This window comes from Microbacterium sp. PMB16 (assembly GCF_051294855.1).
Taxonomy (GTDB): Bacteria; Actinomycetota; Actinomycetes; order Actinomycetales; family Microbacteriaceae; genus Microbacterium.
Window position 1 is genome coordinate 3593023 of the sequence record NZ_CP145908.1, and the last position, 26159, is coordinate 3619181.

At 67.3% G+C, this 26159-nt stretch carries 23 protein-coding genes; 9 read left to right on the plus strand and 14 right to left on the minus strand.

The window, feature by feature from the left end; all coding sequences use genetic code 11:
- Positions 1–16: 16 nt before the first annotated feature.
- The 5 genes from V5D55_RS17305 to hrcA form a co-directional block, all read right to left on the minus strand.
- Complete coding sequence (locus tag V5D55_RS17305) at positions 17–1060, minus strand: PhoH family protein (protein WP_435749333.1); 1044 nt, start codon at positions 1058–1060, stop codon at positions 17–19.
- Positions 1061–1139: 79 nt separating this feature from the next.
- Entirely contained in the window at positions 1140–1490 is a 351-nt protein-coding gene (locus tag V5D55_RS17310) for an HIT domain-containing protein (RefSeq protein ID WP_435745393.1), read from the minus strand.
- A gap of 52 nt (positions 1491–1542) precedes the next feature.
- Positions 1543–2271: a 16S rRNA (uracil(1498)-N(3))-methyltransferase gene (locus V5D55_RS17315; protein ID WP_435745395.1), complete on the minus strand. Its 729-nt coding sequence runs from the start codon at positions 2269–2271 to the stop codon at positions 1543–1545.
- A 2-nt stretch (positions 2272–2273) separates the two neighbouring features.
- Positions 2274–3389: a molecular chaperone DnaJ gene (gene dnaJ / locus V5D55_RS17320; protein ID WP_435745397.1), complete on the minus strand. Its 1116-nt coding sequence runs from the start codon at positions 3387–3389 to the stop codon at positions 2274–2276.
- A 37-nt stretch (positions 3390–3426) separates the two neighbouring features.
- A complete protein-coding gene (hrcA, locus tag V5D55_RS17325; RefSeq protein ID WP_435745400.1) occupies positions 3427–4461 on the minus strand; it encodes a heat-inducible transcriptional repressor HrcA in 1035 nt (344 codons plus the stop codon).
- Positions 4462–4577: 116 nt separating this feature from the next.
- Here hrcA and V5D55_RS17330 point away from each other — a divergent pair, with 116 nt between their 5' ends.
- Positions 4578–5996 carry a carboxylesterase/lipase family protein gene (locus V5D55_RS17330; protein WP_435745403.1) on the plus strand — a complete coding sequence of 473 codons (1419 nt, stop codon included), beginning with the start codon at positions 4578–4580 and terminating at the stop codon, positions 5994–5996.
- 1 nt (position 5997) lies between these two features.
- On the opposite strand, the gene hemW is transcribed toward V5D55_RS17330, so the two are convergent.
- From hemW to lepA, 3 genes are all read right to left on the minus strand, one after another.
- Entirely contained in the window at positions 5998–7233 is a 1236-nt protein-coding gene (hemW, locus tag V5D55_RS17335; RefSeq protein ID WP_435745405.1) for a radical SAM family heme chaperone HemW, read from the minus strand.
- 16 nt (positions 7234–7249) lie between these two features.
- Positions 7250–7903: a DUF1990 family protein gene (locus V5D55_RS17340; protein ID WP_435745408.1), complete on the minus strand. Its 654-nt coding sequence runs from the start codon at positions 7901–7903 to the stop codon at positions 7250–7252.
- A 175-nt stretch (positions 7904–8078) separates the two neighbouring features.
- Positions 8079–9932: a translation elongation factor 4 gene (gene lepA, locus V5D55_RS17345; protein WP_435745411.1), complete on the minus strand. Its 1854-nt coding sequence runs from the start codon at positions 9930–9932 to the stop codon at positions 8079–8081.
- A 275-nt stretch (positions 9933–10207) separates the two neighbouring features.
- Between lepA and V5D55_RS17350 the strand changes: the two genes are divergently transcribed.
- The 5 genes from V5D55_RS17350 to V5D55_RS17370 all read left to right on the plus strand — a co-directional run bounded on the left by V5D55_RS17350 (position 10208) and on the right by V5D55_RS17370 (position 16710).
- Positions 10208–11191 (plus strand): ABC transporter permease, encoded by a 984-nt coding sequence (locus V5D55_RS17350; RefSeq protein WP_435745413.1) that lies wholly within the window; start codon positions 10208–10210, stop codon positions 11189–11191.
- Position 11192: 1 nt separating this feature from the next.
- The gene (locus V5D55_RS17355; RefSeq protein WP_435745415.1) at positions 11193–12131 is read left to right on the plus strand and encodes an ABC transporter permease; all 939 of its coding nucleotides are present in this window, start codon (positions 11193–11195) and stop codon (positions 12129–12131) included.
- On the plus strand, positions 12128–14056 hold the full coding sequence (locus V5D55_RS17360) for an ABC transporter ATP-binding protein (RefSeq protein ID WP_435745417.1): 1929 nt from the start codon (positions 12128–12130) through the stop codon (positions 14054–14056). Before V5D55_RS17355 ends, V5D55_RS17360 begins: the two co-directional genes overlap by 4 nt.
- 138 nt (positions 14057–14194) lie before the next feature.
- A complete protein-coding gene (locus V5D55_RS17365; protein ID WP_435745419.1) occupies positions 14195–15910 on the plus strand; it encodes an ABC transporter family substrate-binding protein in 1716 nt (571 codons plus the stop codon).
- Positions 15911–15981: 71 nt separating this feature from the next.
- Positions 15982–16710: an alpha/beta fold hydrolase gene (locus V5D55_RS17370; RefSeq protein WP_435745421.1), complete on the plus strand. Its 729-nt coding sequence runs from the start codon at positions 15982–15984 to the stop codon at positions 16708–16710.
- Here the strand turns inward: V5D55_RS17370 and V5D55_RS17375 are convergent.
- Together V5D55_RS17375 and V5D55_RS17380 are read right to left on the minus strand one after the other, a co-directional pair.
- Entirely contained in the window at positions 16705–17925 is a 1221-nt protein-coding gene (locus V5D55_RS17375; RefSeq protein WP_435745423.1) for an MFS transporter, read from the minus strand. The two genes, V5D55_RS17370 and V5D55_RS17375, sit on opposite strands and share 6 nt — an antisense overlap.
- Positions 17922–19295 carry a glycoside hydrolase family 1 protein gene (locus V5D55_RS17380; protein ID WP_435745425.1) on the minus strand — a complete coding sequence of 458 codons (1374 nt, stop codon included), beginning with the start codon at positions 19293–19295 and terminating at the stop codon, positions 17922–17924. Before V5D55_RS17380 ends, V5D55_RS17375 begins: the two co-directional genes overlap by 4 nt.
- A 222-nt stretch (positions 19296–19517) precedes the next feature.
- Between V5D55_RS17380 and rpsT the strand changes: the two genes are divergently transcribed.
- On the plus strand, positions 19518–19778 hold the full coding sequence (gene rpsT, locus V5D55_RS17385; protein WP_435745427.1) for a 30S ribosomal protein S20: 261 nt from the start codon (positions 19518–19520) through the stop codon (positions 19776–19778).
- 119 nt (positions 19779–19897) lie between these two features.
- Here rpsT and holA read toward each other — a convergent pair whose 3' ends face one another.
- The 4 genes from holA to V5D55_RS17405 all read right to left on the minus strand — a co-directional run bounded on the left by holA (position 19898) and on the right by V5D55_RS17405 (position 25496).
- Complete coding sequence (gene holA / locus V5D55_RS17390; protein ID WP_435745429.1) at positions 19898–20935, minus strand: DNA polymerase III subunit delta; 1038 nt, start codon at positions 20933–20935, stop codon at positions 19898–19900.
- A 37-nt stretch (positions 20936–20972) separates the two neighbouring features.
- Positions 20973–23330, minus strand: coding sequence for a ComEC/Rec2 family competence protein (locus V5D55_RS17395; RefSeq protein ID WP_435745431.1), 2358 nt, complete (start codon positions 23328–23330; stop codon positions 20973–20975).
- A gap of 152 nt (positions 23331–23482) precedes the next feature.
- A complete protein-coding gene (locus tag V5D55_RS17400; RefSeq protein WP_435745434.1) occupies positions 23483–24412 on the minus strand; it encodes a hypothetical protein in 930 nt (309 codons plus the stop codon).
- 85 nt (positions 24413–24497) lie between these two features.
- Positions 24498–25496, minus strand: coding sequence for an IS481 family transposase (locus V5D55_RS17405; protein ID WP_435745437.1), 999 nt, complete (start codon positions 25494–25496; stop codon positions 24498–24500).
- A gap of 186 nt (positions 25497–25682) precedes the next feature.
- Here V5D55_RS17405 and V5D55_RS17410 point away from each other — a divergent pair, with 186 nt between their 5' ends.
- Positions 25683–25991, plus strand: a complete 309-nt coding sequence (locus tag V5D55_RS17410; protein ID WP_435745440.1) for a hypothetical protein — start codon at positions 25683–25685, stop codon at positions 25989–25991.
- A 15-nt stretch (positions 25992–26006) separates the two neighbouring features.
- The gene (locus V5D55_RS17415) at positions 26007–26147 is read left to right on the plus strand and encodes a hypothetical protein (protein ID WP_435745442.1); all 141 of its coding nucleotides are present in this window, start codon (positions 26007–26009) and stop codon (positions 26145–26147) included.
- Positions 26148–26159: the final 12 nt, after the last annotated feature.

Sequence of the window (26159 nt, forward strand, 5' to 3'; positions counted from 1 at the left end):
GCCTGTGCTCGTTTCATCAGGAGAGGCCTCGCTTCGGCATCCGGTCACGTGGTCCTGGCCGCTGCGCGCCCCGTCGGTCGGTCCGAGCATCCGGTCCCTGAGCCTGACGAAGGGCGGCCGCCTGCTCGCGCTCGAACCTCTGCGCCGTGCGCTGCTCGTCGTACTCGCTGTACGCGTCGACGATGCGCCCGACCAGCGAGTGGCGCACCACATCGTCGCTCGTGAGGCGCGAGAAATGGATGTCGTCGATGCCGTCGAGCACGCGCGTCACCAGTCGCAGGCCCGACGACCCCTGCGGCAGGTCGACCTGGGTGATGTCGCCGGTGACGACCATCCGCGTGCCGAACCCGAGACGCGTGAGGAACATCTTCATCTGCTCCGGCGTGGTGTTCTGGGCCTCGTCGAGCACGACGAACGAATCGTTGAGGGTGCGGCCGCGCATGTACGCGAGCGGCGCCACCTCGATCGTTCCCGATGCCATCAGGCGCGGCACGATCTCGGGATCCATCATCTCGTTGAGCGCATCGTAGAGCGGGCGCAGGTAGGGGTCGATCTTGTCGGTGAGCGTGCCGGGCAGGAATCCGAGCCGCTCCCCCGCCTCGACCGCAGGACGGGTGAGGATGATGCGGGTGACTTCCTTGCGCTGCAGTGCCTGCACCGCTTTCGCCATCGCGAGATAGGTCTTACCGGTTCCGGCGGGACCGATGCCGAAGACGATCGTGTTCTGCTCGATCGCGTCGACGTACTCCTTCTGCCCGAGCGTCTTCGGACGGATCACCTTGCCGCGGGTCGACAGGATGGCCTCGCCCAGCACCTCGCTCGGACGCGGGCCGCCTTCCTGCCGCAGCATCCGCGCAGAGTTCGCGACGTCGCTCGGAGCCAGATCCTGGCCGGCCCTGGTCATCGCCATGAGCTCCTCGACGAGGCCCTTCGCACGCTCGACCGCCTCGCGATCGCCGCTCAGCGTGATCTCGTTGCCGCGGACGAGCACCTGCACATCACGGTGCTCCTTCTCGAGCATCCGCAGCAGACGATCCTGCGGACCGAGCAGCTGCACCATGGCGACGCCGTCGGCGTAGATCTTCTCGACCGACTCCGGCGTCGATCCTCCCAGGCTGCGTTCCTGCGGTTCGTGGTTCTCAGGCACCGACACTCTTCTCGGTAAGTCCGCCGCCCAGCACATGCGCGTGGACGTGGAAGACGGTCTGTCCGGCGTTCGCGCCGGTATTGAAGATGAGACGGAAGTCGCCGTCATCGGTGTGTTCCGCGGCGAGTTCCTTCGCGAAGGCGACGATCTCGGCGAGGAGGGACGGGTCGCCCGCTGCCACCTCGGTCACATCGCGGAACTCTGCCGTCTTGGGAACGACGAGCAGATGAACCGGTGCCTGGGGCGCGATGTCACGTATCGCGAACAGGCGATCCGTCTCGGCGAGGATCTCCGCAGGGATCTCACCGTTCAGAATGCGCGTGAAGATCGAGAGTTCCGTCATGGGGTCAAGTCTACTGACCGTCGCGTACACCGGCCGGTGAGCGGCGAAAGGGTCACCAGCGGCCGAGCGCCACCGACAAGACGGCGATGGCGGCGGGCCCCGCGGTCGACGTGCGCAGCACCGTGTCGCCGAGGAGCACTCGTTCGGCCCCGGCATCCGTCAGACGCGAGAGCTCTTCGTCGGAGATGCCGCCCTCGGGTCCGACGACGAGCACGAGATCGCGCCCGTCCGGGCGCACCTCGGACAGGCGAACGGATGCGGTGGGGTCCAACAGCAGCACCCGCTGCGTTGCCGCACGTGCGGCGAGCTGGACGGTCGACACCGGAGCGGTGACCTCCGGCACCCACGCGCGGTGCGCCTGTTTCGCGGCCTCCCGGACGATCGACGCCCAACGCTCACGTCCCTTCGCCGCCTTGGCGCCTTCCCAGCGAGACACGCTGCGACTCGCCTGCCACGGGACGATCTCATCCACGCCGAGCTCGCACGCGGCCTGCACCGCGAGTTCGTCTCGATCGCCCTTGGCAAGGGCCTGCACCAGCACGACGCGCGGCGATGCCGACGGATGCTCGACCCGACCGGTGACCCGCACATCGACGCGCGTCGGCGACACCTCCTCAGCGAGCCCTGTCAACCAGACACCCGCGCCGTCGCCGACCGTCACGGCCTCGCCGACGCGAAGACGCCGCACCACTGCGGCATGCTTCGCCTCGGCACCGGTCAGCGACACGAGATCGCCGATCGCCGCCTCGGTCGAAGACTCGACCAGGAAGTGCAGTGCCACGATCAGTGCGCGCGGAAGCGGTCGCGGAGCTTGGAGAACAGTCCCTGCTGGAACTGCGCGAGCTGCGGGCCCGGAGCCTTGGTCTTCTTGGCGAAGTCCTCGATCAGCGCGCGCTGCGCCGAATCCAGCTTGGTCGGCGTCACGACCTGCACGCCGACTCGCAGGTCCCCTCGCTGAGATCCGCGCAACGGCGTGATGCCGCGGCCCTTAATCGTCAGCACGTCGCCGGACTGCACACCCGCGCGGATCTCCAGGTCGACCTCGCCGTCCAGCCCCTGGATCGACGTCTCGGTACCGAGGATCGCGTCTGTCATCGACACCTCGAGCGTCGCAAGCAGATCGTCGCCTTCGCGGCTGAAGGCCTGGTGCGCGTTCACGGTCATCTCGACGTACAGGTCTCCGTTGGGACCGCCGGCCTTGCCGACCTCGCCGGAGCCCGGAAGCTGCAGCCGCAGCCCGGTCTCAACGCCGGCCGGGATGTCGAGCGACACGGTGCGACGCGAACGCACCCGCCCCTGGCCGCCGCACGTGCCGCACGGGTAGGGAATGGTCGTGCCGTAGCCCTCGCAGGTTCCGCACGGCTGCGAGGTGAGGACGTTGCCGAGCAGGCTGCGCACCTGGCGCTGCACGTGACCCGAACCGCCGCAGATGTCGCAGGTGACGGGCGAGGTGCCCGCTTGGCAGCACGACCCCTGGCACGTCTCGCAGAGGATCGCGGTGTCGACCTCGATGTCGCGGTGCGCACCGAAGACGACGTCACCGAGATCCAGGTTCACGCGCACGAGGGCGTCCTGGCCGCGCTCGCGTCGGGATCGCGGGCGACCGCCGCGTCCGCCGCCCTGCGCCGCCCCGAAGAACGTCTCGAAGATGTCGCCGAAGCCGCCGAAGCCCCCGAAGTTGCCGGCGCCGCCTTCTCCGCCGCCCATGTCGTAGCGCTGACGCGACTCGTCGTCGCTGAGCACGTCGTAGGCGTGCGTGACGAGCTTGAACTTCTCTGCCGCGTCATCCCCCGGGTTCACGTCCGGGTGGAGCTGCCGTGCGAGGCGTCGATACGCCTTCTTGATCTCATCAGTGGAAGCGTCCCGGGACACCCCGAGAACCTCATAGTGATCCGCCACAATCGCCTTTCTGCGTGTGTCTCTCGTGGCCCTCGCCTCAGCGAGCGGCCTCGTCTTCATCGAGCATCCGCGACAGATAGCGGGCGACCGCCCGTGCTGCCGCGAGATTGCTCGGATAGTCCATGCGAGTCGGCCCCATCACACCGACGCGCGCCATGCCGCTCGGGGCGGCGTAGTTGCTGGCGACGATCGAGGCCTCGCCGAGTCCGAACGGCGCGTTCTCGGTACCGATGCTCGCCGCGAGGCCGTGCTCGTCGGTGACCATCTCGCTCATCAGACGCAGCAGCGTCACCTGCTCCTCGATCGCCTCGAGCAGAGGATGGATGCTGCCCCGGAAGTCCTGCTCGCGGCGCGCGAGGGTCGCCGCGCCAGCCATCACCAGTCGCTCCTGACGGAATGCGCCCAGCTCCTCGACCACGACGGCCGCCAGTGTGCTGAGCGCCGCATCCTGGGGCTGGTGCTCGGTCGTGGAGACGAGGTTCTGCAGGCGCTCGGCCGCATCGCTGACCGCCTGGCCCGTGATCAGGGCCGACAGCCGTGCACGCAGCAGGGCGATGTCGGTCTCGTCGACGTCGACGGGGAGCGGCGTCATCCGCTGAGACACGCCGCCCGCGTCGGTGACCAGCACGATCAGCATCCGGTTCGGAGCGAGTGCCACGAGCTCGATGTGCGTGATGTGCGCGCGGGCGAATGACGGATACTGCGCGAGCGCGACCTGACCGGTGAGCTGGGTGAGCACGCGCACGGTGCGGATCATCAGGTCATCGAGGTCGGACGGTGCCGTGAGGAACGATTCGATGGCCGTCCGCTGCGCCACGCTCAGCGGGCGCAGCTGCGCCAGGTGATCGACGAAGACGCGGTAGCCCTTGTCGGTGGGCACGCGTCCCGACGACGTGTGCGGAGCCGTGATGAGCTCCTCATCCTCGAGGAGGGCCATGTCGTTGCGGATGGTCGCCGCGGAGACGCCGAAGGAGTACCGATCGACGATGGAGCGGCTTCCGACAGGCTCGTGGGTCTCGACGTAGTCCTTCACGATCGCGCGGAGAACCTGGAGTCCTCGCTCTGAGACCATCGCCTTCCCCTTCCGCTGACACTCGGACACTCATTGGCACTCGGATGTTCCGAGTGCCAATCTTACCCCGCGAAGCCGAGTAAGCCCCGATGGAACCGCCTCATAGGATGACCCACATGACCACGCCGCCTACCGCGACTCTCTCCGACGGCACCATTCGCGGCACTGTCGATGACGGCATCCGCCGATTCCTCGGCATCCCCTACGCCGCTGCCCCCTTCGGCGAGAACCGCTTCCGGGAACCGCAGCCCGTGGCGAGCTGGTCGGGTGTGCGCGACGCGACCGCGTTCGGACCGACACCGCCGCAGCTCCCCTACCCGGCCCCGATCAGCGAGCTGCTCGGCTCCGTCCGCATCGACGGAGACGACATCCTGACGGCCAACGTCTGGGCGCCGGTCGACGCGACCTCGGCACCCGTGCTGTTGTGGATCCACGGAGGAGCGCTCGAACGAGGAACTGCTGCGCTCCCGCTCTACGACGGCAGATCGTTCGCACGCGAGGGCATCGTCTTCGTCTCGATCAACTACCGTCTCGGCTCGGAGGGCTTCTCCGTGCTCGAGGGCGCACCGCGCAACCTCGGCCTGCAGGATGCGGCCGCAGCGCTCGCCTGGGTGCACCGCGAGGTCGCGGCCTTCGGCGGCGATCCGGAGCAGATCACCGTGATGGGCGAGTCGGCAGGCGGCGCCATCGTCGCCGGCCTGCTGGCGCAGGACCGCTCTCGCGGGTTGATCACTCGCGCGATCATCGAGTCCGCGCCGTTGGAAGCGCAATCGCCGAAGAAGGCGGGCCGCATCACTGCGCAGTTGGCGAAACGCCTCGGCATCCGCCCTGAACGCGCATCCTTCGCGGCCGTGCCTCCTGACGGGCTTCTCGAGGCACGGCGTCAGCACGCGGCGGGCTCGTCTCCGCTCGGCGGCGCACCCGGATTCCAGTTCGCGGTCGAGCCGGAGAGCCTCCCCCGTTCGCCCCACGAGGTGATCCCCGAGATCGACACACCGCTGCTCATCGGCACCAATTCCGACGAATACCGGCTGTGGTTCCCTCCGGAGGCTCTGGGCGGGATCAGCGAACTGAAGCTTCTCGCCGCGCGTCTCGCGTTGCGCATCCCACGCCGCGCGGTGCAGGCGTACCGCGCGGAGTTCCCCGATGCCTCGACCGGTGAGATCTTCGGCCAGCTCGCGACGGACCTGCTGCTGCGTGGTCCGCTCACGCGCGTCGCGCGCCGTCGAACCGCACCGACCTACGTCTACGAATTCGCCTGGGAGAGCCGGGTTCGCGACCTCCGCGCGGCGCACGCGCTCGAACTCGGATTCGTCTTCGACCACCTCGATGATGACGAAGCCCGACGACTGACCGGCCCGGATGCTCCACGACAGCTCGCTGACGAGATGCACGCCGCCTGGACGTCGTTCATCAAGAGCGGCGACCCCGGGTGGCCGGCGTTCGGCTCGGACCGACTGACGCGGGTGTTCGACACCCGCAGCGCGACGCTCCCGCAGCGGCGCACGGCCGCCCTGGATCAACTGCTGGGCTGATTCAGTCGGTGAGTTCGCGGACGACGGCGTCGGCCAGCAGCCGCCCGCGAAGCGTCAGCTGGATGCTGCCCTTGACGGCCGCCGCCGGATCCACGAGCCCGTCGGCGATGAGACCGGCGACACGCGTCCGGTTCGCGGCGGGGAGCTCATCGATCGCGAACCCCTCGCGGATCCGGCTGAGCAGCAGGATCCGCTCCAGGAGCCGCGACTGCTCATCGGGACGCTCCGTTCCCGCCGCGGGAGATTCGGATGCCGCGAGCCGCTGCGCGTACGCCGCGGGGTGCTTCACGTTCCACCAGCGCAGTCCCGCGACGTGGCTGTGCGCCCCGGGACCGAAGCCCCACCAATCGCTCCCCCGCCAATACGCGAGGTTGTGCCGCGAACGATTGGCTGCCGAACCGGCGCCGGCCGCGGCACGAGCCCAGTTGCTGACCTCGTACCACTCGAACCCGGCCGCGGCGAGACGTGCATCGGCGAGCTCGTACATATCGGCCTGCAGGTCGTCGTCGGGGGTCGGCACCTCGCCGCGCCGGATCTGCCGTGCCAGCTTCGTGCCGTCCTCGATGATGAGGGCGTACGCGGAGATGTGCTCCGAGTCCAGTGCGAGCGCCGCGTCGAGGGAGGCCTCCCAGTCGGCGAGCGACTCCCCCGGTGCGCCGTAGATCAGGTCGACGCTCACGGCGAGCCCCGCGTCCTTAGCAGCAGCGACGGCGGTACGCACGTTGTCCGGTTGGTGCGTGCGATCGAGAGCTGCCAGCACGTGCGGCACCGCCGACTGCATCCCGATCGACAGGCGCGTCACACCGGCGCCGGCAAGCGTCCGGGCTACAGCCGGAGTGACGGTGTCGGGGTTGGCCTCGACCGTGACCTCGGCGCCGTCGGCCAGCCCGAAGGCGGATGCCGCAGCCTCCAGCATCCGGGCAAGATCACCGGCCGGGAGCAAAGTGGGCGTGCCGCCGCCGAAGAACACCGTGTCCATGGGGCGCAGCGCGCCGGCGTCATCGAGGACCCGGCGGGCGAGGTCGATCTCCGCGAGCAGTGTGGCGGCGTAGTCCTCCTGCTTCGCGCCGCGGAGTTCCGTCGACGTGTACGTGTTGAAGTCGCAGTAGCCGCAGCGCACCCGGCAGAACGGGATGTGCAGGTATGCCGAGAACGGCACCGCGCGGTCGATCGGGAGGTCTGCCGGCAGCCGTCCGTCGGTGGGCGCGGGATCGCCGAGCGGGAGCGGTCCCGCCATCAGAACGCTCGCGCCATCAGACGGGCGTCGCGTAGAGCGGAGAGATCGCGCGGAGGTAGCGGGCGAACAGCTCGCGGCGGCGGCGCTTCACGAGCGCGGGGACCGTGCGGTACAGGAGGGAGTTCGGCGCATCGAAGGCACGCACCGTGAACCAGACCTCGTCGTTGTCCTCCCGCCACTCGACGTCGAACGACTCCTCGCCGCTGACGACCGAACCGCCGACCGTACCCAGCACGAACCCGATGCGCCGCGTCTCCTCGGTGACCGAGATGACACGCAGCTCGGAGTCGGCCCGCATGCCGCCGATGCGTCCCTTGAGGTGCAATGTCATTCCCGCGCCGACGAACGGAGTTCCCTCGGCGTCGTATCGCGGCTCGACGTCGCGCTTGCTCGGTGCGATCGGGTTGCCCTCTGCGTCGAAGCTCACACCCGCGTAGGCGGGGCCCGGCGCGGGTCGCAGGTCGTCGACCGAGAGCCCGGCTGCGCGCTGCGCCGTCCAGGACAGAAGAGCCTCACCGGCGGTCTGGAACCGCTCCGCTCCGCTCCCGATCCGCCAGGAATCTTCCGCCGGGATGCTGCGCTCCGGCGGGTAGTGCATCAGATCGGGCGCGTGGGTCGCACCCACGGCCGCATAGTCCACCGTGTCGTCTCGGAAAGTCCCGCGCCGCATGAGTTCCAGCCTACTTCGACTTACCTGGGCGATCACCCCCCGCGCCGCGCGGGGTCACATCCCTGCACTCCCCGATGCGCAGAACTTCGCACGACGACAGGAATCTCGCACGCCTGGGCGGATTGCCTGCGAAGTTCGTGTCGATCTGCGAAGTTCGTGCGTCAGGACGGAGTGACTACTTCTTGTCCTTGCCCTCGACGTCACCGGAGAGCGCGGCGATGAACGCCTCCTGGGGGACCTCGACGCGACCGACCATCTTCATGCGCTTCTTGCCCTCCTTCTGCTTCTCGAGGAGCTTGCGCTTACGGGTGATGTCGCCGCCGTAGCACTTGGCGAGCACGTCCTTGCGGATGGCGCGGATCGTCTCTCGGGCGATGATGCGCGCACCGATGGCAGCCTGGATCGGCACCTCGAACTGCTGGCGAGGGATGAGCTTGCGCAGCCGCTCCGCCATCAGCGTGCCGTACGCGTAGGCCTTGTCGCGGTGCACGATCGAGCTGAAGGCGTCGACCTTCTCGCCCTGCAGGAGGATGTCGACCTTGACGAGGTCGGCCTCCTGCTGCCCGGACGGCTCGTAGTCGAGCGACGCGTACCCCTGGGTCTTCGACTTCAGCTGGTCGAAGAAGTCGAACACGATCTCGCCGAGCGGCATGTTGTACCGCAGCTCGACGCGCTCCTCGGAGAAGTACTCCATGCCGAGCAGCGTTCCGCGCCGGGACTGGCACAGTTCCATGACGGTGCCGACGTAGTCCTTCGGCAGCAGGATCGCCGCCTTCACCATCGGCTCGGATACCGACCCGATGCGCCCGTCGGGGTATTCGCTCGGGTTCGTGACCGTGACGGTCTCACCGGTGTCCGAGGTCAGCACCTCGTAGATGACGCTGGGGGCCGTGGTGATGAGGTCGAGACCGAACTCGCGTTCGAGCCGCTCCGTGATGATCTCGAGGTGGAGCAGTCCGAGGAACCCGCAGCGGAAGCCGAAGCCGAGCGCCACCGAGGTCTCGGGCTCGTAGGCGAGAGACGCATCGGAGAGCTTGAGCTTGTCGAGCGCCTCGCGGAGCTCGGCGTAGTCGCTGCCATCGATCGGATAGATACCCGAGAAGACCATGGGCTTCGGATCGGTGTACCCCGGGAGCGGCTTGTCCGACGGCTTGCGTGCGGTGGTGACGGTGTCGCCGACCTTCGACAGGCGCACGTCCTTCACGCCGGTGATCAGGTAGCCGACCTCGCCGACGCCGAGGCCCTTCGAGGGCGTGGGCTCCGGGCTCGAGACACCGACCTCGAGGGCTTCGTGGTTGGCGCCGGTCGACATCATCTGGATGCGCTCGCGCGGCGAGAAGCTGCCGTCGATCATGCGCACGTACGTGATGACGCCACGGTAGGCGTCGTACACGGAGTCGAAGATCATGGCGCGCGCCGGAGCATCCGCGTCACCGACCGGCGCGGGGATGTCCCGGACGATCCGGTCGAGGAGCTCCTCGACGCCGACACCGGTCTTGCCCGAGACGCGCAGGACGTCTTCCGGCTTCCCGCCGATGAGCGATGCCAGTTCCTTCGCGTACTTCTCGGGGTCGGCCGCCGGCAGGTCGATCTTGTTCAGCACCGGGATGATGTGCAGGTCGTTCTCGAGGGCGAGGTAGAGGTTCGCCAGCGTCTGCGCCTCGATGCCCTGGGCCGCGTCGACGAGGAGGATTGCTCCCTCGCAGGCAGCGAGAGAACGGGACACCTCGTACGTGAAATCGACGTGACCGGGGGTGTCGATCATGTTGAGCGCGAGCGTCTCGCCTTCGAGCTGCCACGGCATCCGCACCGCCTGGCTCTTGATCGTGATGCCGCGTTCGCGCTCGATGTCCATGCGGTCGAGGTACTGCGCCCTCATGTCGCGATCGGAGACCACTCCGGTGATCTGGAGCATGCGGTCGGCGAGGGTCGACTTGCCGTGATCGATGTGGGCGATGATGCAGAAGTTGCGGATCTGCGCAGCCGGTGTCGCGGCAGGCTGAAGAGGTGTGAGAGCGCGTGGTGACATGTCCCGTCGATTCTACGGTGAGGGGTGACCGATCATCGATTCCATCGATCCGGTGAGGGATGCCTAATGCCGAATTCTGGAATACCGGTGGTAGTCTCGCGAAGTTGCCCGGGAGCAATCCGTGACACCGGATCCCGTGGGCGATCGGACTGCGTCACGACCCGTGTGGCATGGTTTCATCGCGCAGAACGGTAGATGGTGGTTGAATAACTACCCGGCTCAGCGTTGCGTCGGCAGATCCCGAGCGCGTCTGTAATAGAGAAAGAATCATCACCTTGATCAAGTATCTCGTACGCCGAGCACTCGGCTGGCTGCTCATGATCGTGGTCGCGACCAACATCACGTACTTCCTGGCCTGGGGGTTCCTCGATCCCCGCAGCAACTACGTGGGCAGGCGTCCGCCGCTGACCGAAGAGCAGATCGTCAACACACTGGCGCCGCGCAATCTGAGCGACACGGTTCCTCTCATCGAGAGGTGGTGGACCTGGCTCTCCGGCATCCTGCTCCGCTGGGACTGGGGCGTCAGCCCGACCGGCGGATCGGTCAACGAGCAGGTCGCATACCGGATGTGGGTCAGCGCTGAACTCGTCCTCGGCGCGACCATCCTCACGACCATCCTGGGTATCGCCCTCGGCGTCTACACCGCATCGCGTCAGTACAAGCTCGCCGACCGCATCGGTCAGGCGACGAGCATCATCACGATGAACATCCCCATCGTCGTCGCGGCCTTCGCGATCGTGCTCCTGGCGATCGGCCTGAACAACGCGACCGGTGTTCGCATCTTCTTCGTGACAGGCAACGCCAGTCGGGGGGTGGAGGGCTTCTTCCCCGTACTCATAGACGTCCTCCAACATCTGACGCTGCCGACGATAGCCCTGGTCCTGATCGGCTACGCCGGCATCCACTTCCTGCAGCGCTCGCTCCTGCTCGACAACATCAGCGCCGACTACGTGCGCACAGCTCGCGCCAAGGGGCTGACCAAGCAGCAGGCGATCCGCAAGCACGCACTGCGGACGTCGCTGATCCCCGTCGCCACGCAGGTCGCGTTCACGATCCCCGCCATCTTCACCGGCGCGGTCCTGACCGAGACGATCTTCGCCTGGAACGGCATGGGCAAGTACTTCATCGATGCCATCACGAAGAACGACGTCCACGGCACGGTCGCGATCGCGGCCTTCGGTTCCGTGCTGACCGCGATCGGCGCCATCCTCGCCGACGTCGCGGTCGTGGTACTCGATCCTCGAGTGAGAGTGAGCTGACATGACCTCGGAAATGATCGACCCCACCGTCGAGCGGTCTCCGGATGCTCCCGGCCCCGAGACCACGCGCGTCGCCACCCGCCGACTGTCGAAGTGGACGCTGTACTCCCGTCGCTACGCCCGGAACAAGGGTGCCGTCGCCGGACTCGTCATCTTCGCCGTCCTGGTGCTGTTCGCGATCTTCGGCCCGATGATCGCCCGGTACGACCACGTCGAGCTCGACTTCCTCGCCCTCAGCCTGGGCCCCTCGCCCGACCACTGGTTCGGAACGAACAACGCCGGCAACGACCTCTTCGCCCAGGTCGCCGTCGGCCTGCAGCGCTCTCTGATGATCGCCGTCTCCGTCTCCGTCGGCGTGACGATCGTGTCGGCGCTCGTCGGAACGGCAGCCGCGTACTTCGGCGGCTGGACCGAGCGCATCACGCTGCTCGTCATCCACTTCATGATGGTGATCCCCAGCTTCCTGATCCTCGCGATGATCTCGAACAAGTCGGGCGGCGACTGGCGGGTCATCGCCCTCATCATGATCTTCGTGATCGGCTGGTACTTCCCCGCTCGTGTGATCTGGACTCTCGCGCTCTCCCTGCGTGAGCGTGAGTACGTCAGCGCCGCGCGCTACATGGGCGTCCGCGGCATGAAGATCGTGCTCCGCCACCTGCTCCCCAACATCGGCTCGCTGCTGGTGATCAACTTCACCCTCGGCGTCGTCAACGCGGTGGTGGCCGAGACCGGCCTGTCGTTCCTCGGCTTCGGCGTGAAGATCCCGGACGTCTCGCTCGGCGCGCTGATCGGAGCCGGGTCCAGCTCACTCACCACATCGCCGTGGCTGTTCTACTTCCCCGCCGCCGCGCTCACCCTGCTCACCGTGTCGATGGCGCTCGTCGCCGACGGCCTGCGTGACGCCCTCGATCCGACTTCTGCGGCTGGAGGCCGAGCATGAGCAACGTACTCTCAGTCCGCGACCTGAAGGTCAGCTTCGCCTCCGAGGCGGGCAGGGTCGATGCCGTCCGCGGTGTCTCCTTCGACCTCGAGGCCGGCAAGACGCTCGGCATCGTCGGCGAATCCGGATCCGGCAAGTCGGTGACGTCGCTGGCGATCATGGGCCTGCTCGATGAGAACGCCAAGGTCACCGGCTCGATCATGTACGACGGCAAGGAACTGCTCGGCATGAGCGACAAGCAGCTCTCCGTGATCCGCGGGAACGGCATGTCGATGGTGTTCCAGGACCCGCTGACCTCGCTGACTCCGGTCTTCACGGTCGGCGACCAGCTCATCGAGGCGCTGACCGTGCACCGCAGCCTCTCGAAGAAGGACGCCTGGAACCGCTCGGTCGAGCTGCTCAAGCTCGTCGGCATCACGGAGCCGGAACGACGGATGAAGTCGTTCCCGCACGAGTTCTCCGGTGGCATGCGTCAGCGCGTCGTGATCGCGATCGCGATGGCGAACAATCCGAAGCTCATCATCTGCGATGAGCCCACGACCGCGCTGGACGTCACGATCCAGGCGCAGATCCTCGACCTGATCGAGAAGGCGCAGCAGGAGACCGGCGCCGCGGTGATGATGATCACTCACGACATGGGGGTCGTCGCCCGCACCGCTGACGACGTCATGGTCATGTACGCCGGGAAGCCCGTCGAACAGGCCCCCGTCCATGAGCTGTTCCACAAGACGCGGATGCCGTACTCGATCGGCCTCCTCGGCGCGATCCCGCGGGTCGACAAGGCGGAGAAGGAACCTCTCACGCCGATCAAAGGAAATCCGCCCCTGCTCATCAACCTGCCGGACGCGTGCCCGTTCGCCGACCGCTGCCCCGTCGTGATGGATGCGTGCCGCACCCGGGAGCCGGATCTGCTTCCGGTATCGACAGGTTCCGGTGACACGCACCGCGCAGCCTGCATCCGCGCCAACGAGATCCAGGACGGCGGCCTCCTCGGCGAACTCCCGATCTACCCGATCCGGGCTGTGCCGGAGAGCCCGCTCGCCGAGGTTCCTCGCGAAGAGCGTCCGGTGACGCTCGAGGTGAAGAACCTCACGAAGACCTTCCCGCTTCTCAAGGGAGCATTCCTGAAGCGCAAGGTCGGTGAGGTCCAGGCCATCAAGGGCATCAGCTTCGACGTCCGCGAGGGCGAGACGATGGCCATCGTCGGCGAGTCCGGCAGCGGCAAGACGACGACACTTCTGCAGATCATGGACATGGTCAAGCAGACCGACGGAGACATCGTCATCGCCGGTACGAGCGTCAACGACATCCGCAGCCACAAGGTCGAGCGTCAGCTGCGTCGTGACATCCAGATCGTGTTCCAGGACCCCATGGGCGCGCTCGACCCGCGCATGACGGTCGCTGACATCATCTCGGAGCCGCTCTTCGCGATCGGCACTCCGAAGGATGAGGCGTACGCGCGAGTCGATGAGCTGATGGATCTCGTCGGACTCAACCCGGCGCACAGCGACCGCTTCCCGCAGGCGTTCTCCGGTGGTCAGCGTCAGCGCATCGGCATCGCCCGCGCACTGTCGACGAACCCGAAGATCGTGGTGCTGGATGAGCCGGTGTCGGCGCTCGACGTGTCCATCCAGGCCGGCGTCATCAATCTGCTCGACGAGCTGAAGGCGAAGCTGGGGCTCTCGTACCTGTTCGTGGCCCACGACCTCTCGGTCGTCCGTCACATCGCCGACCGCGTGGCTGTGATGTACCTCGGCGACTTCGTCGAGCACGGCGACGTCGAGGACGTGTTCGAGAACCCTCAGCATCCGTACACCCAGGCTCTGCTGTCCGCCATCCCGGTTCCCGACCCCGACATCGAGCGCACGCGTCGACGCGTCATCTTCGACGCCGAGACCATGAGCACCCGCCCGGTCTCGGTCTGACACCGCCAGAATCCGGCTTCGACGGCGCCTGGTCACCGTCCGATAACGGTTAGGCATGATTCACTCTCGGCCGATGTGGTTTCCCGCGAGCCGAACTATTCTTCCCTTTATGACACGCCGAAAGGCGGAAGGAGCACCATGAAGAACAAGAAGTTGATGGGGGCTATCGCGATCAGCGGCGCCCTCGCTCTCGCCCTGGCGGGTTGCGCCGGCGGTTCCGGCAACACCGGCGGCGGAGACAACGGCGGAGAACCTGTAGAGACCAAGGCGGCCGACTACAACCCGCAGCCCCGCGAGAACCTGAAGGAGGGCGGCGAGGTCAACTTCGAGATCAATGAAGTTCCCGAGCAGCTCAACGCCTTCAACAGCGACGCCAGCGCCGACACCGCGCGCCTGTGGTATTACTACATGCCGCAGCTCCTCCTGGTCTCGCCGGAGGGCGAGGTCACGAAGAACGACGCATACCTCGACGCCTACGAGATCGGCGAAGACGGCGGCAACACGACGCTGACCTTCACGTTCACGGACGAGGCCCACTTCAACGACGGCACGGACATGGACTGGACTGCCATCGACGCGACGTGGAAGGCGAACCGCTCGTACGACGAGGGCTTCAACCCGAACGCGACCGACGGCTACAAGCAGATCACCTCTGTCGAAGAGGGCGACGATGTCAAGACCGCTGTCGTCACGTTCGACGGCATCTACGCATGGCCGTCCATGGCGTTCCTCACCGGTGGTGTCCTCAACCCGAAGCACGCCGACGCCGAGACGTTCAACAACGCCTACATCGGCAACCTCAACGCCGAGTGGGGCGCTGGCCCGTACACGGTCGATGAGTTCGACGCCAACGCAGGCTTCGTCTCCTTCAAGCCGAACCCCGAGTGGTGGGGCAACGCTCCGCTCCTCGACAAGGTGACCTTCACGGCGCTGGAAGACGACGCGGCGATCAACGCCTTCAAGAACGGCGAGATCGACCAGGTCGAGGCCGGAAGCCAGGAACGCCTCAAGCAGGTCGAGGACGTCGACGGCGCCGTTGTCCGCCGCGCTCAGCAGACCGCCAAGACGGTTCTGATGGTCGACGGTGACAAGCCGCAGTTCGCCGAGCTCGACGCTCGCAAGGCCTTCTTCATGGGCGTCAACATCGATCAGCAGAAGCAGATCGCATGGAACGGCCTCGGCTACGAGGAAGAGGCCGCAGGCTCGCTGAACATGTACTCCTTCCAGGACGGTTGGACCGACTCGTTCGCCGAGGCCGGACTCAAGTACGACGTCGACGAGGCCAAGAAGCTCCTCGATGGCGCCGGCTGGGTCGAGGGCGATGACGGCATCCGCGAGAAGGACGGCGTCAAGTTCACGGTCGTGTACCCGATCTTCAGCAACAGCCCCGTCCAGGAGGCGCTCGCGAAGTCGCTGCAGGCTCAGCAGAAGGAGATCGGCATCGACGTGCAGATCGAGGTCCGCGCAGCAGCCGACTTCTCCGACGACTTCACGTCGAAGAACTGGGACATCTTCGGTCTCCGCTTCACCGACTCCGACCCGTTCGGACCGGCGTGGATGTGCCAGATCTACTGCTCCGACAGTGGTCTGAACCTGTCCGCCACCGGCAACGCCGAGATGGACAAGGAGATCGCTGACGAGGTCGAGTCGCAGAAGGACGCCAAGAGCTGGACCGAGGCTGCCATGAAGCTCGAGCCGAAGCTGATCGAGAAGACCTGGGGCGTCATCCCGCTCTACAACGGTCCTTCGGTCTACGTGGCCCAGAAGGGTCTGGCGAACCTCACGCCGGAGCCGTACGTCGGACTGGACCTCTTCGGAGTCACCCCGGTCGAGAACCTCGGCTGGGAGAAGTAATTCCCTGACACCTGGTGTCGAAGCGGGGTCGGTGGTTCATCCACCGGCCCCGCTTTCCTTATGCTGAACGCGTGACCGTTCAGATCGTCTTCGTGCACGGCATCCGTACGTCCGCGACGATGTGGCGGTCTCAGCTCGCGTATCTCGACGAGCTCGGGCACGCATACACCGCCGTCGATCTGCCGGGACATGGCTCGCGGATGGACGAGGACTTCTCACTCCACGAGGCTCTGCACACCATCGACGTCGCCGTGCGCGCCGCCGCCGAGAAGGGACCGGTGCTGCTCGTCGGGCATTCGATGGGCGGATTGCTCTCGCTCACGTACGCGGGCGGCGGTCAGCGACCGCCGGTGGCCGGCGTCATCGCCGCGGCCTGCACCTCGCTCCCCCGTGGCGCCGGACTGACGGCGTACCGGATGCTGTTCCGTGCGGTCGATTCGCTGCCGGATCGCGGAATGTGGATCACCCGGCGCATGCTCGCGGCCACCATCCCCGCCGAGACACGCTCCGACTTCGCGGCCGGCGGCTACGCCCTCGACACGCAGGATGCGGCGCTCCGCAGCCTCGCCTCGCTCGACATCCCCTCCGCCGTGAAGCGGATCGCTGTTCCTCTCTGGTTCGTGAACGGACAGTACGATCAGCTGCGCGTGAACGAGCGCTTGTTCCAGCGTCTCGCGCCGCATGCCGAGCTGATCGTCGTCCCCCGCACGACCCACCTGGTCACGGCGATGCGCCCGCGGGTCTTCAACGCGGTGCTGCGGCTGGCGATCGCATCGCTGGAGACCGCCGCGGCGTCATGACCTCGCCGGCTGGCGCGCGAACGCGGTGAGAAGGCCTCCGACGAGCGACAGCACCGCGGCCGCGACGAAGACCAGCCAGAAACCGCCGACGAGGGCGACGAGACCGGCGCCGAGCACCGGACCGAGCAACTGCCCCAGCGCGGCCGTCACGTTCACGATTCCCAGATCACGGGCGTGGTCCTGTTCGTGTGGCAGCAGATCGGCGGCGAAGGCGAGTCCGACCGTCGAGAAGGCGCCGTAGCCGAGCCCCATCAGGGCTGCCGCCACCATCGTCATCTCGAAGGTCGGCACGAGCGCGATGGCGACGCCCGATGCGGCCTGCACGACCGTTGCCGCGATCGTGAGGGTTCGGCGATTGCCGGTGCGGTCGGAGATGATGCCGGTGAGCACCGAGGCCACAACGACGAAGACCGTATACACGATGATCAGGAGCAGCAGGTTGTCTGTCGCGATGTCGCTCGGCTGTCCGAGCCCGTGCAGGAGGAAGAACAGGAAGAGCGCCGTACCGAGCGCGTTGCCCACGTTGGTGACGAGGCGCCCCGAGAGCATCCATGCGAAGTCGCGGTCGCGCAGAGAGGCGAGTACGCGGCTGCCGGTCCCTCGGGGACGCATTTCTGCGGTGCTCGGAGGATCCGGAAGCAGCAGCGCGGCCACTGTGCCCGCCACGGCGATGGTCCCCGCAAGGAGAAGGTAGCCGTCGCGGACGCCGAGGCCCAGCAGCACCACCAGGCCGACGCCGACCACGATCCCGACGGCTTGGCTCGACCCCACGGCCGCCGATGCGGCGCCACGCTGGGTCGACGGCAGCTGATCCGCGATCAGCGCCGTGAAGGCCGCGGAGGCGACCGCCACGCCGATCGAGACGCCCACCCAGGCCGCACCGACCGCCCACGGTCCGCTGGTGAACCCGGTGACCACGAGGCACACCGCGGTGAGCCACACTCCGCCCAGCGCCCAGGGGCGCCGCCGATGACGCCCCACACCCGCCCGGTCGGAGAGAGCACCCGCCACGGGACCCGCGACGATGCCCGCCAGGCCGCCGATACCGAGCACCAGGCCGGACGACACGACGCCGCGGATCCAGTCGTCCTCCGGTGTATCGAGCTGCAGCGGCAGCAGCAGTTGGACGGGCGTGAGCTGCACCGTCCAGATCGCCAGCCAGGCCAGCGTGAACAACGACATCCATCGGGCGCCGGCCTTCTTGAACCCGGTCATCGGGACTCCTCCGTCGTCGTTGCCGCGGCTTTCGCGCTCGCGATGAGATCGCGGTACCAGTCGTAGGAAGCCTTGGGTGTGCGCTCCCCCGTCTCGAAGTCGACATGCACGAGACCGAAACGCTGGGTGTAGCCGTCGGCCCACTCCCAGTTGTCGAGAAGCGACCACACCGTGAACTCCTCCACCGGCACGCCCGCGTCGATGGCCTCCGCCACCGCCGCGATATGCCCGGCGAGGTAGTCGATCCGCGCTGGGTCCTCCACCCGCCCGGCGTCGTCCGGTTCCGGGAACGATGCACCGTTCTCGCCGATGATGACCGGTGGCATCTCCGGATGCCGTGCATGCAGGTCGATCAGCAGATCACGAAGCGCGGATGGCATGATCGGCCACTCCGGGCCGAAGCCCGTCACGGGGACGCCGGGTGTCGGCACGATGTCGAAGGGAATCGGGCTGGCCGCGTCGGCAGCGGTGATCGTCGTCGGGTTGTAGAAGTTGATCCCGTAGAAGTCGATCGAACGGACGATCGCCTCGAGATCGCCATCGTGAACGGGCATCGCGGGAAGCCCGAGCGCCTCGAGGTCGGGATAGCCGCCGGTCAGCAGTGGCTCGCTGAAGACGCGATTGTGGATGATGTCGTACAGCGCGGCCGCCTGCTGGTCTTCGGCCGTGTCGTGCAGCGGCAGCACCCATGTGTGGTTGTTCAGGAGTCCGACCTGCGCGGCGCCGCGGGCGCGAAGCGCTTCGGACGCTCGTGCGTGGGCGAGCAGCTGGTGATGCACGGTCGGCAGGGCGTCGAAGAGAAGCTGTTTCCCCGGCGCGAGCGCGCCGACGGCGTAACCCTGCAGCGTCGTCATCGCGGGTTCATTCAGCGTGTACCAGTGCTCGACCCGGTCGCCGAGGCGATCCGCCACGATTGCCACGTAGTCGGCGAACCGTGCGACGGTGTCTCGGCTCAGCCAACCGCCCTCCGCTTCCATCGCGCTCGGCATCTCCCAATGGAAGAGCGTGGGGAACGGTGTCACGCCGGCCTCCAACAGCAGGTCGACGAAGCGCGAGTAGTGGTCGAGTGCTGCGGTGTTCCCGTTCCCTCGGCCATCCGGCTGCAAGCGCGCCCACGGGATCGAGAAGCGGTAGCGATCGAGCGCCAGACCGGCTGCGAGAGCGACGTCCAACTCCGGATGCCGATAGCTGTCGCCTCCGGGGTCACCGGTCGAACCGTCGATGATCGCTCCGGGCCGTTCCAGATAGTCGTCCCAGATAGAGCGTCCGCCTCCGTCCGCCTCTCGGGACCCTTCGATCTGGAACGCGGATGTCGCCGCCGACCAGCGAAGTCCTGCGGGCACAGTCGGGCGATGGGGCTCGAAGGTCATGAGGCTCCTTGACGTGGATGTCGGGATAGTGATGATTCTGCACCCGGTGCCAGACCTTCCGCGACTGAGTTTCGCATTGTCGTCGCCGTTTCGCGCGATCGTGCCGTCTGCTGATAGACTCGACTCTTGGCTTGCGTGTGGGTTCTTCCCATACGACCGCTGTGCAGCAGCCCTCTTCTGCTGCCAGCATTTCCCATCACTCCTGTACAGAAGGTTCCACACGTGGCAAACATCAAGTCGCAGATCAAGCGCAACAAGACCAACGCGAAGGCGAACGAGCGCAACAAGGCCGTGAAGAGCGAGCTCAAGACGCTCATCCGCTCGACCAAGACCGCCATCGCCGCCGGCGACAAGGCCGCCGCTGAGGCGACCCTGAAGAAGGCCTCCGTCAAGCTCGACAAGGCCGTCAGCAAGGGCGTTCTGCACAAGAACCAGGCGTCGAACCGCAAGTCGGCTATCGCCAAGCAGGTCGCCGCTCTCTGAGCGATGACTCCTGCTCGCTGAGCAGCTTCCGAATCAGCCCGCCTCCCTGAGGCGGGCTTTTTCGTGCCAGAATGGCGCGAGATCTGCTGCCTCGGCGGGCATCGGCGTGCCCGCGCTCCCTACGCCCCGAAGGGCTCGCGCGTCGCGATGACCGTGACCATGCGCTCGAGCGCGAAGATCGGGTCGCGTGCCGCGCCCTTGACCTCTGCGTCGGCCCGGGCCGTCGCCTGGATCGCCATGCCGAGAGACCGCTCGTTCCAGCCGGCGAGGTCGCGACGCGCGCGGTCGACCTGCCAGTCCTTCATTCCGAGGCGCTGCGCCAGCTGACGGCTCGGCTCGCGATTGCCGGCGACGCGCGCCATCGTGCGCAGCTTCATCGCGAACGCGGCGACCATGGGCACCGGGTCTGCTCCGGAGGAGAGCGCATGCCGCAGAGCGATCAGTGCCTCACCGTAGCGACCGGCGATCGCCGTGTCGGCGACGACGAACGCCGAGACCTCGACGCGTCCGCCGTAGTACTTGGTGATGATCTCTTCGCTGATGTCGCCCTCGACGTCGCCGATCAGCTGCTGGCAGGCCGCAGCCAACTCGGTGAGGTCATCCGCGAAGGCGGAGACGAGCGCTCGCAGCGCAGGCGGCGCGATGCGCTTCTTCGCGGAACGGAACTCCCCCGCCGCGAAGTCGACGCGGTCGCCGTCTCGCTTGATGGCCGGCACGGCGATCTCGATGCCGCCTCCGGTTCCGGCGCGCACCGCATCGAGCAGCTTCTTGCCGCGGACGCTCGCGCCGGTGTGCCGCAGCACCACGGTCGCCCCCTCCTGAGGGTGATCGAGGTACGACACGGCCTCCTGGATGAACGCGTCGGTGCACTTCTCCACACCGGAGACGCGCACCAGACGCGGCTCTCCGAAGAGCGAAGGCGAGGTGAGGGACAGCAGAGTGCCGGGCGCGTAGTCGTCGGCGCGGACGTCGCTGACTTCGAGTGCGGGGTCTTCGGCACGGAGATAGTCGCGCACCCGGGCGATCGCGCGCTCAGCGCAGATCTCTTCGGGGCCGGCGACGAGCACGATCGGAGCCGGGTGCGGCTCACGCCATGAGACCTGCGGGATCTTCCCGGGCTTGGCGCCACCACGGGACGGGGGACGCGAAGCTGCCATGGATCAAGACTACCGGGGGCGTCCGACGCCCGGACGGTCATGGTCCCTCCTCGGTCCAGACCTGCAGCTCCCCTTCCCGGATGCCCAGCAGGATGCGCCCCTGCTCGTCGGTTCGGAGATTGTGGGCGCCGGTCGCGGCCAGGAGATCGAGCGTCTCCTCACGCGGGTGTCCGTAGTCGTTGTCGGCGCCGGCGCTGAACACCGCGACCGTCGGATCGAGAGCTTCGTACAGACCCGCGTCCTGATCGCCGCTGCCGTGATGCGCCACCTTGACCACCGGATACGGACCGAGGCGGACGCTCCGCAGCAGCATCCGTTGCGGCTCCGCCGAGAGGTCTCCGAGGAACAGCGACCGCGGCACCTCGCCGCCTCCGAATTCGATCACGAGACTCGCGTCGTTCCCCGAGGGAAACGCGGCCGAGTTCCGGAGCGGCCAGAGCACCTGCCAGTCGGCGGCGCCGAGCACTCCGCGATCACCGGATGCTGCCGGCGCGAGTCGCGCGCCGTCTCGTGCCAGCGCATGCAGCAGGCGTTCATCGGACTCTTCGGTGGTGGGCCCATGCAACACGGTGCCGACTCGGCCGATCACCGCCGCCGCCCCACCGACATGGTCGAGGTCGAAGTGCGAGAGGACGAGCAGATCGATGTGCTCGATACCCAGGCTCGTCAAGCAGGTCGACAAAGGTTCGGGCTCAGGGCCGGTGTCGATCAGCGCCACCATCCCCGCCGAACGCACCAGCAGAGCGTCTCCCTGTCCGACATCGCACGCCGCGATCGCCCATCCGTCGGGAGCTGTGGCGGTCGCCAGCGGCCCGCTGAGAAGTACACGCGCCGCCGCGAGTGACATGACGATGAGAAGGATGCCCGCCGCGCACGGCCGGACCAGTCTCGCCCAGCGCCCCATTCTCGGCTGGCGGGAAACACGCGGACGGAGCAGCACCACCGCGATCGACGTGCTGATCAGAGCGACCAGCGTGGCGCTGCCGATCCCCGCCGGAAGAAGGAGCTCGGCCAGCGGCAGTTGCGCCGTGGTGGTGGCCGTCGTCGCGATCCAGGCGGACGGAAGCCATGCGGAGGCGGTCAGGACGTCAGCCAGCGGCGGGACGGGCGCTGCGAGACAGGCGAGCAGTCCGATCACGGTCGCGACCGGAGCCGCCGGTGCAGCGATCAGGTTCGCGGCGATGCCGACGAGCGACTGCTGCTCAGCGAACAGCGCGATGATGGGGCCGCAGGCGAGCTGGGCTGCCAGCGGCACGGCGATCGCCAGGGCGATGGGCTGCGGCATCCATCGCGCGAGCCCCCGGCTGAGGGGTGGCGCCAGCAGGATCAGGGCGCCGGACGCCATCACTGAGAGGGCGAAGCCCGGAGTGGCAGCGAGCCACGGATCAGCGACCAGGATGATCACAGCGCAGAGCGCCAGCAGGCCCGCACCGGCACTCGGTCGCCCGAGCAGCACCGTCAGCATCGCGACACCGGCCATCACCCCCGCCCGGATCACGCTCGGTTCCGGCGTGACCAGGATCACGAAGCCGATGAGCGCGGTCGCAGCGAGCACGACGCGCAGCATCCGCCCTCCGCCACAGAGCGCGGTCAGCCCGAACACCGCACCGACCACGATCGCGCAGTTCGCCCCGGAGACGGCGGTGAGATGGCTGAGTCCGGTGGTGCGCATGTCGTCGTTCAGCGTCTGCGGGACGGCGCGCGTGTCGCCCACCGCGAGCCCGGGGAGCAGCCCGGCGCCAGGCTCCGGCAAGCGTCCCGATCGTTCGACGAACGCCTGCCGGGCGCTCGCGGCGACCCCGAACACCCCGCCCGCCGGAGCCACGACCTCCGCCTCGCTCGCGAACACGATCAGCGCCGATCGCTCCCCCGCATCCGTCGCCATCGCCTGACCAACGACACGCACGCCCGCACCGAGATCGAACCCGTCATCCGGCTCGACACCGATGCGCACAGGAACCGAAAGCGAGACCGGCTCACCGCGGATGCCGATACCGATCGACTGCGCCTCGAACCACAACCGCCCGTCCTGCCCGACCGATGCCGACGAGCTCACGGTCGCCGTCACCTCCACCACCCGCCCCGACCACTCCGCCGCCTGCTCTCGAGCCGGAAGCGCCAGGGCGGCCGTCACCGCGGTCGCCGCCATCCCCGCCAACATCAGCACGATCAGGCCGCCTCCTCTGAGGGATGTCCGGACGGACCGCAGACGTGCCACCACGACCACGGACACGGCTCCAACCGCGCAGGCGCCCGCCACCCACCATGACCAGCCCGGCACGAACACGCACAACAGCGCCGCCGCCCACACTCCTGCCGCCATCGGCAGTAGTCGGAGATCCGGGCGCTTCACCCGGAATCGCGACTCTTCGGGAGATGTCTCTCGCTGCGGCATCCAGTCACCGTAGGAGCGTCCGAGGAGACTGCGAGGCGGCATCATGCGCCCCGCACAGCAGACACGGAGAACTAGCGCGGATCGCCGTCTGTGCAGGACAGAAACCCCGCTCTCGTTCTCCGCCTACTCCGGCAAGCCTGTGAGGTAACGAGCTAAGCGGTCACCAGCCGCTCGCGCGAAGCGAACTGATTCGCTGTCCGCTCATTGTGAGCAGCGCACTGCAGACCGACAAGCGCGGTCACAGCGTCGAGCAGCGCCGCCGTCTCCGCAGGCCGTCCAGCGCGAGCAATCCCACCCTCGTCGATGACGATGTACCCGACTTCAAACAGATCGTCGCACCCGAGACTGCACGCCAGCATGGCGATCGCGGCGAAATCTCCCCGTTGCGCATCATCCGAGAGCGCCCGCGGCGTGATGTGTGCGGCGACCAGCAGCGACGCCGGCAACTCACGCCCGCAGATATCGCATCCCGCCGATGACCGACCGTTCAGGAGGAAGGCGCGCAATCGTCCCTGCTCCCGCCGCCGACGGCCGATCGTGACGGCGTCTGTCTCCCCTCGATCCCAGATCTCGTCGACGCGCGCCAGAGCACCCGCCGATGTGGGCCCGGGTGACACACTCACCCCGAGTCGCTCGAGGAGGCGCGAACCATCCTCATCGCTGATCGCGCTGAGGTACTTCTGCTGAGGCGATCCGTCACGGTCCAGAGGTCCTGGCGCGCCCACGGCGATGATGGAGGGCAGCTCCCGGAAGTCGAGCTCTAGGCCGGTCACGATCGGCTCGACTCGCACGAGCCAACCGGCGTCGAGGTCTCGCTCGTTCCGCTTCGGATACCCGGTCGGACGGGTCGCCGGCACCCACTCAGCCACGACACGGCTGACGGCGCGGACCTTCCCGTTCTCGTAGTGGAAGACGATATCGCCGGCTCGAATGCTCTTGATCGCAATCCGATCCGGCCGAAGTGTTCCGTCGGACCACGGCGACGTCCATAGACTCCCCTGCGCGATCGCTGTGGGGTAGTTCCGCCCCTGACTTGCCCACCAGTAGTCCATCGCCACCCCATCTGCGGCCACGGCGGCCACCCCTCGCGTCAGCGTATCCGTGCCGGTTGTTGACTACTGCAACTCGCCCCGAGATCGACGCCTCTTCTTCCGCTTCGGCAATGGCCTAGTTGTAGTGCCCAGTCAGGTTGTTTGAGATCCGGCTGATGGGCGGGAGCTTCCCGATGGCTGTGTGGGGCCTGTGGTGATTGTAGAAGTGCAACCAGGCTGGCAGGGCGGCTCGGCGCGCTGATTCCGAGTTGTAGTGCTTCGAGTAGGCCCAGCCATCGGCGAGGGTGCGATGGAACCTTTCGATCTTGCCGTTGGTCTGCGGCCGGTAGGGGCGGGTTCGCTTGTGTCGAATACTGAGCTCAGCGCATGCCGCTCGCCAGGCGTGGGACTTGTAGGCAGGGCCGTTGTCAGAGAGCACCCGCTCAACGGTGACGCCGCGATCGGCGAACCAAGAGGCTGCACGACGCAGGACACCGATCGCGGTCTCGGCCTTCTCATCGTCGTGGATCTCCGCGTAGGCGACCCGGGAGTGATCATCGATGACGGTGTGGATGTAGGCGTGACCGAGCAGCGGGTCGCGCTGTTTACCCCTGCGGCGGTGCTGATCGGTCGCGGCTCGGTTCTTGCCGCCTTGCTGCCGACCAACGAACCGCCAGCCTCCGCCGAGCGGGATGTTGCCCAGCTTCTTCACATCGACATGGATCAGGGAACCGGGACGGTCGTGTTCGTAGCGGCGAGCCGGCTCGCCGGTCTTCACATCGACATGCGAGAGACGATTCAGGCGGCAGCGGACCAGCACCGCGTGGACCGTCGAGGCCTGCATCCCCAGCCGTCCGGCGATCTGGACCGGCCCCAAGCGCTTCTTGATCCGCAAATGCACGATCCGCTTCACGACAGGCTGCGGGGTCTTGTTCGGATGCCGGTGCGGTCTGCTTGACCGGTCTGCCATCCCCGCCTCGCCAAGCTCGACGTAACGCCTCGCCCATTTCGCCGCGGTCGGATACGACACCCGGAAGTACCTCGCAGCTCCCGCCACCGGCCATCCCTCGTCGACGACCTGCCGAGCCAGCCGGAGTCGTTGGCGCGGCGTCAAGGCCGCATTAGCGTGGGACACGAGAACCTCCTCGGTTCAGAGCGGAAGCGGTAGCAGCTCCACTCTGCCTTGGAGGTTCTCGTCACATCAGGGCATCCAGATCAAACAACGTCCCTGGGCACTACACCTAGTCGGCCGAGGGTCTGCCGCGTTCGAGAGCGGGTCGACGTATCCGCGCCGGTTCGCGAGTACCCACCCGGGCGGTGTGTGATCGCGAGACGCATCAACGAGCGCGAGAAGGCGTCCGACACCGCCCGCTGGGCGCACGTCGCCGAGCAGCGCGAGCGGACGGATCGGTGCCACCAGCTCCTGGCGACCCGCCGGCCGACCTACCCGACCGCGGAGCACCTGGCCGGGCTCGACCAGATCACGACACTCGTCCGCGAGGACCTCGCATACGGCGACCACCTCGGCTACGCCACCGATGCTGACAAGGCTGCGAGCCTCGCGCTCCCGAAGAGCCTGTGCTTCTCGTCGCGCGCGAGCCGGATCAACGTCTACGCCCGCGCCCCGTAACGCGTGCTTGGAGCAGTGTGTGCGTGTGAGTGGTCGTTCGCAGCGGCCGACCTCGACGCGCTACGCAGCGAGCTCAAGAGTCGCTCGCTCCGGATCATGTCCGAGTGGGAGCACGAGGACGGCATCGCATTCATCGTCGCCGACAGCCGCGTCTGAGGGATCTCTCGC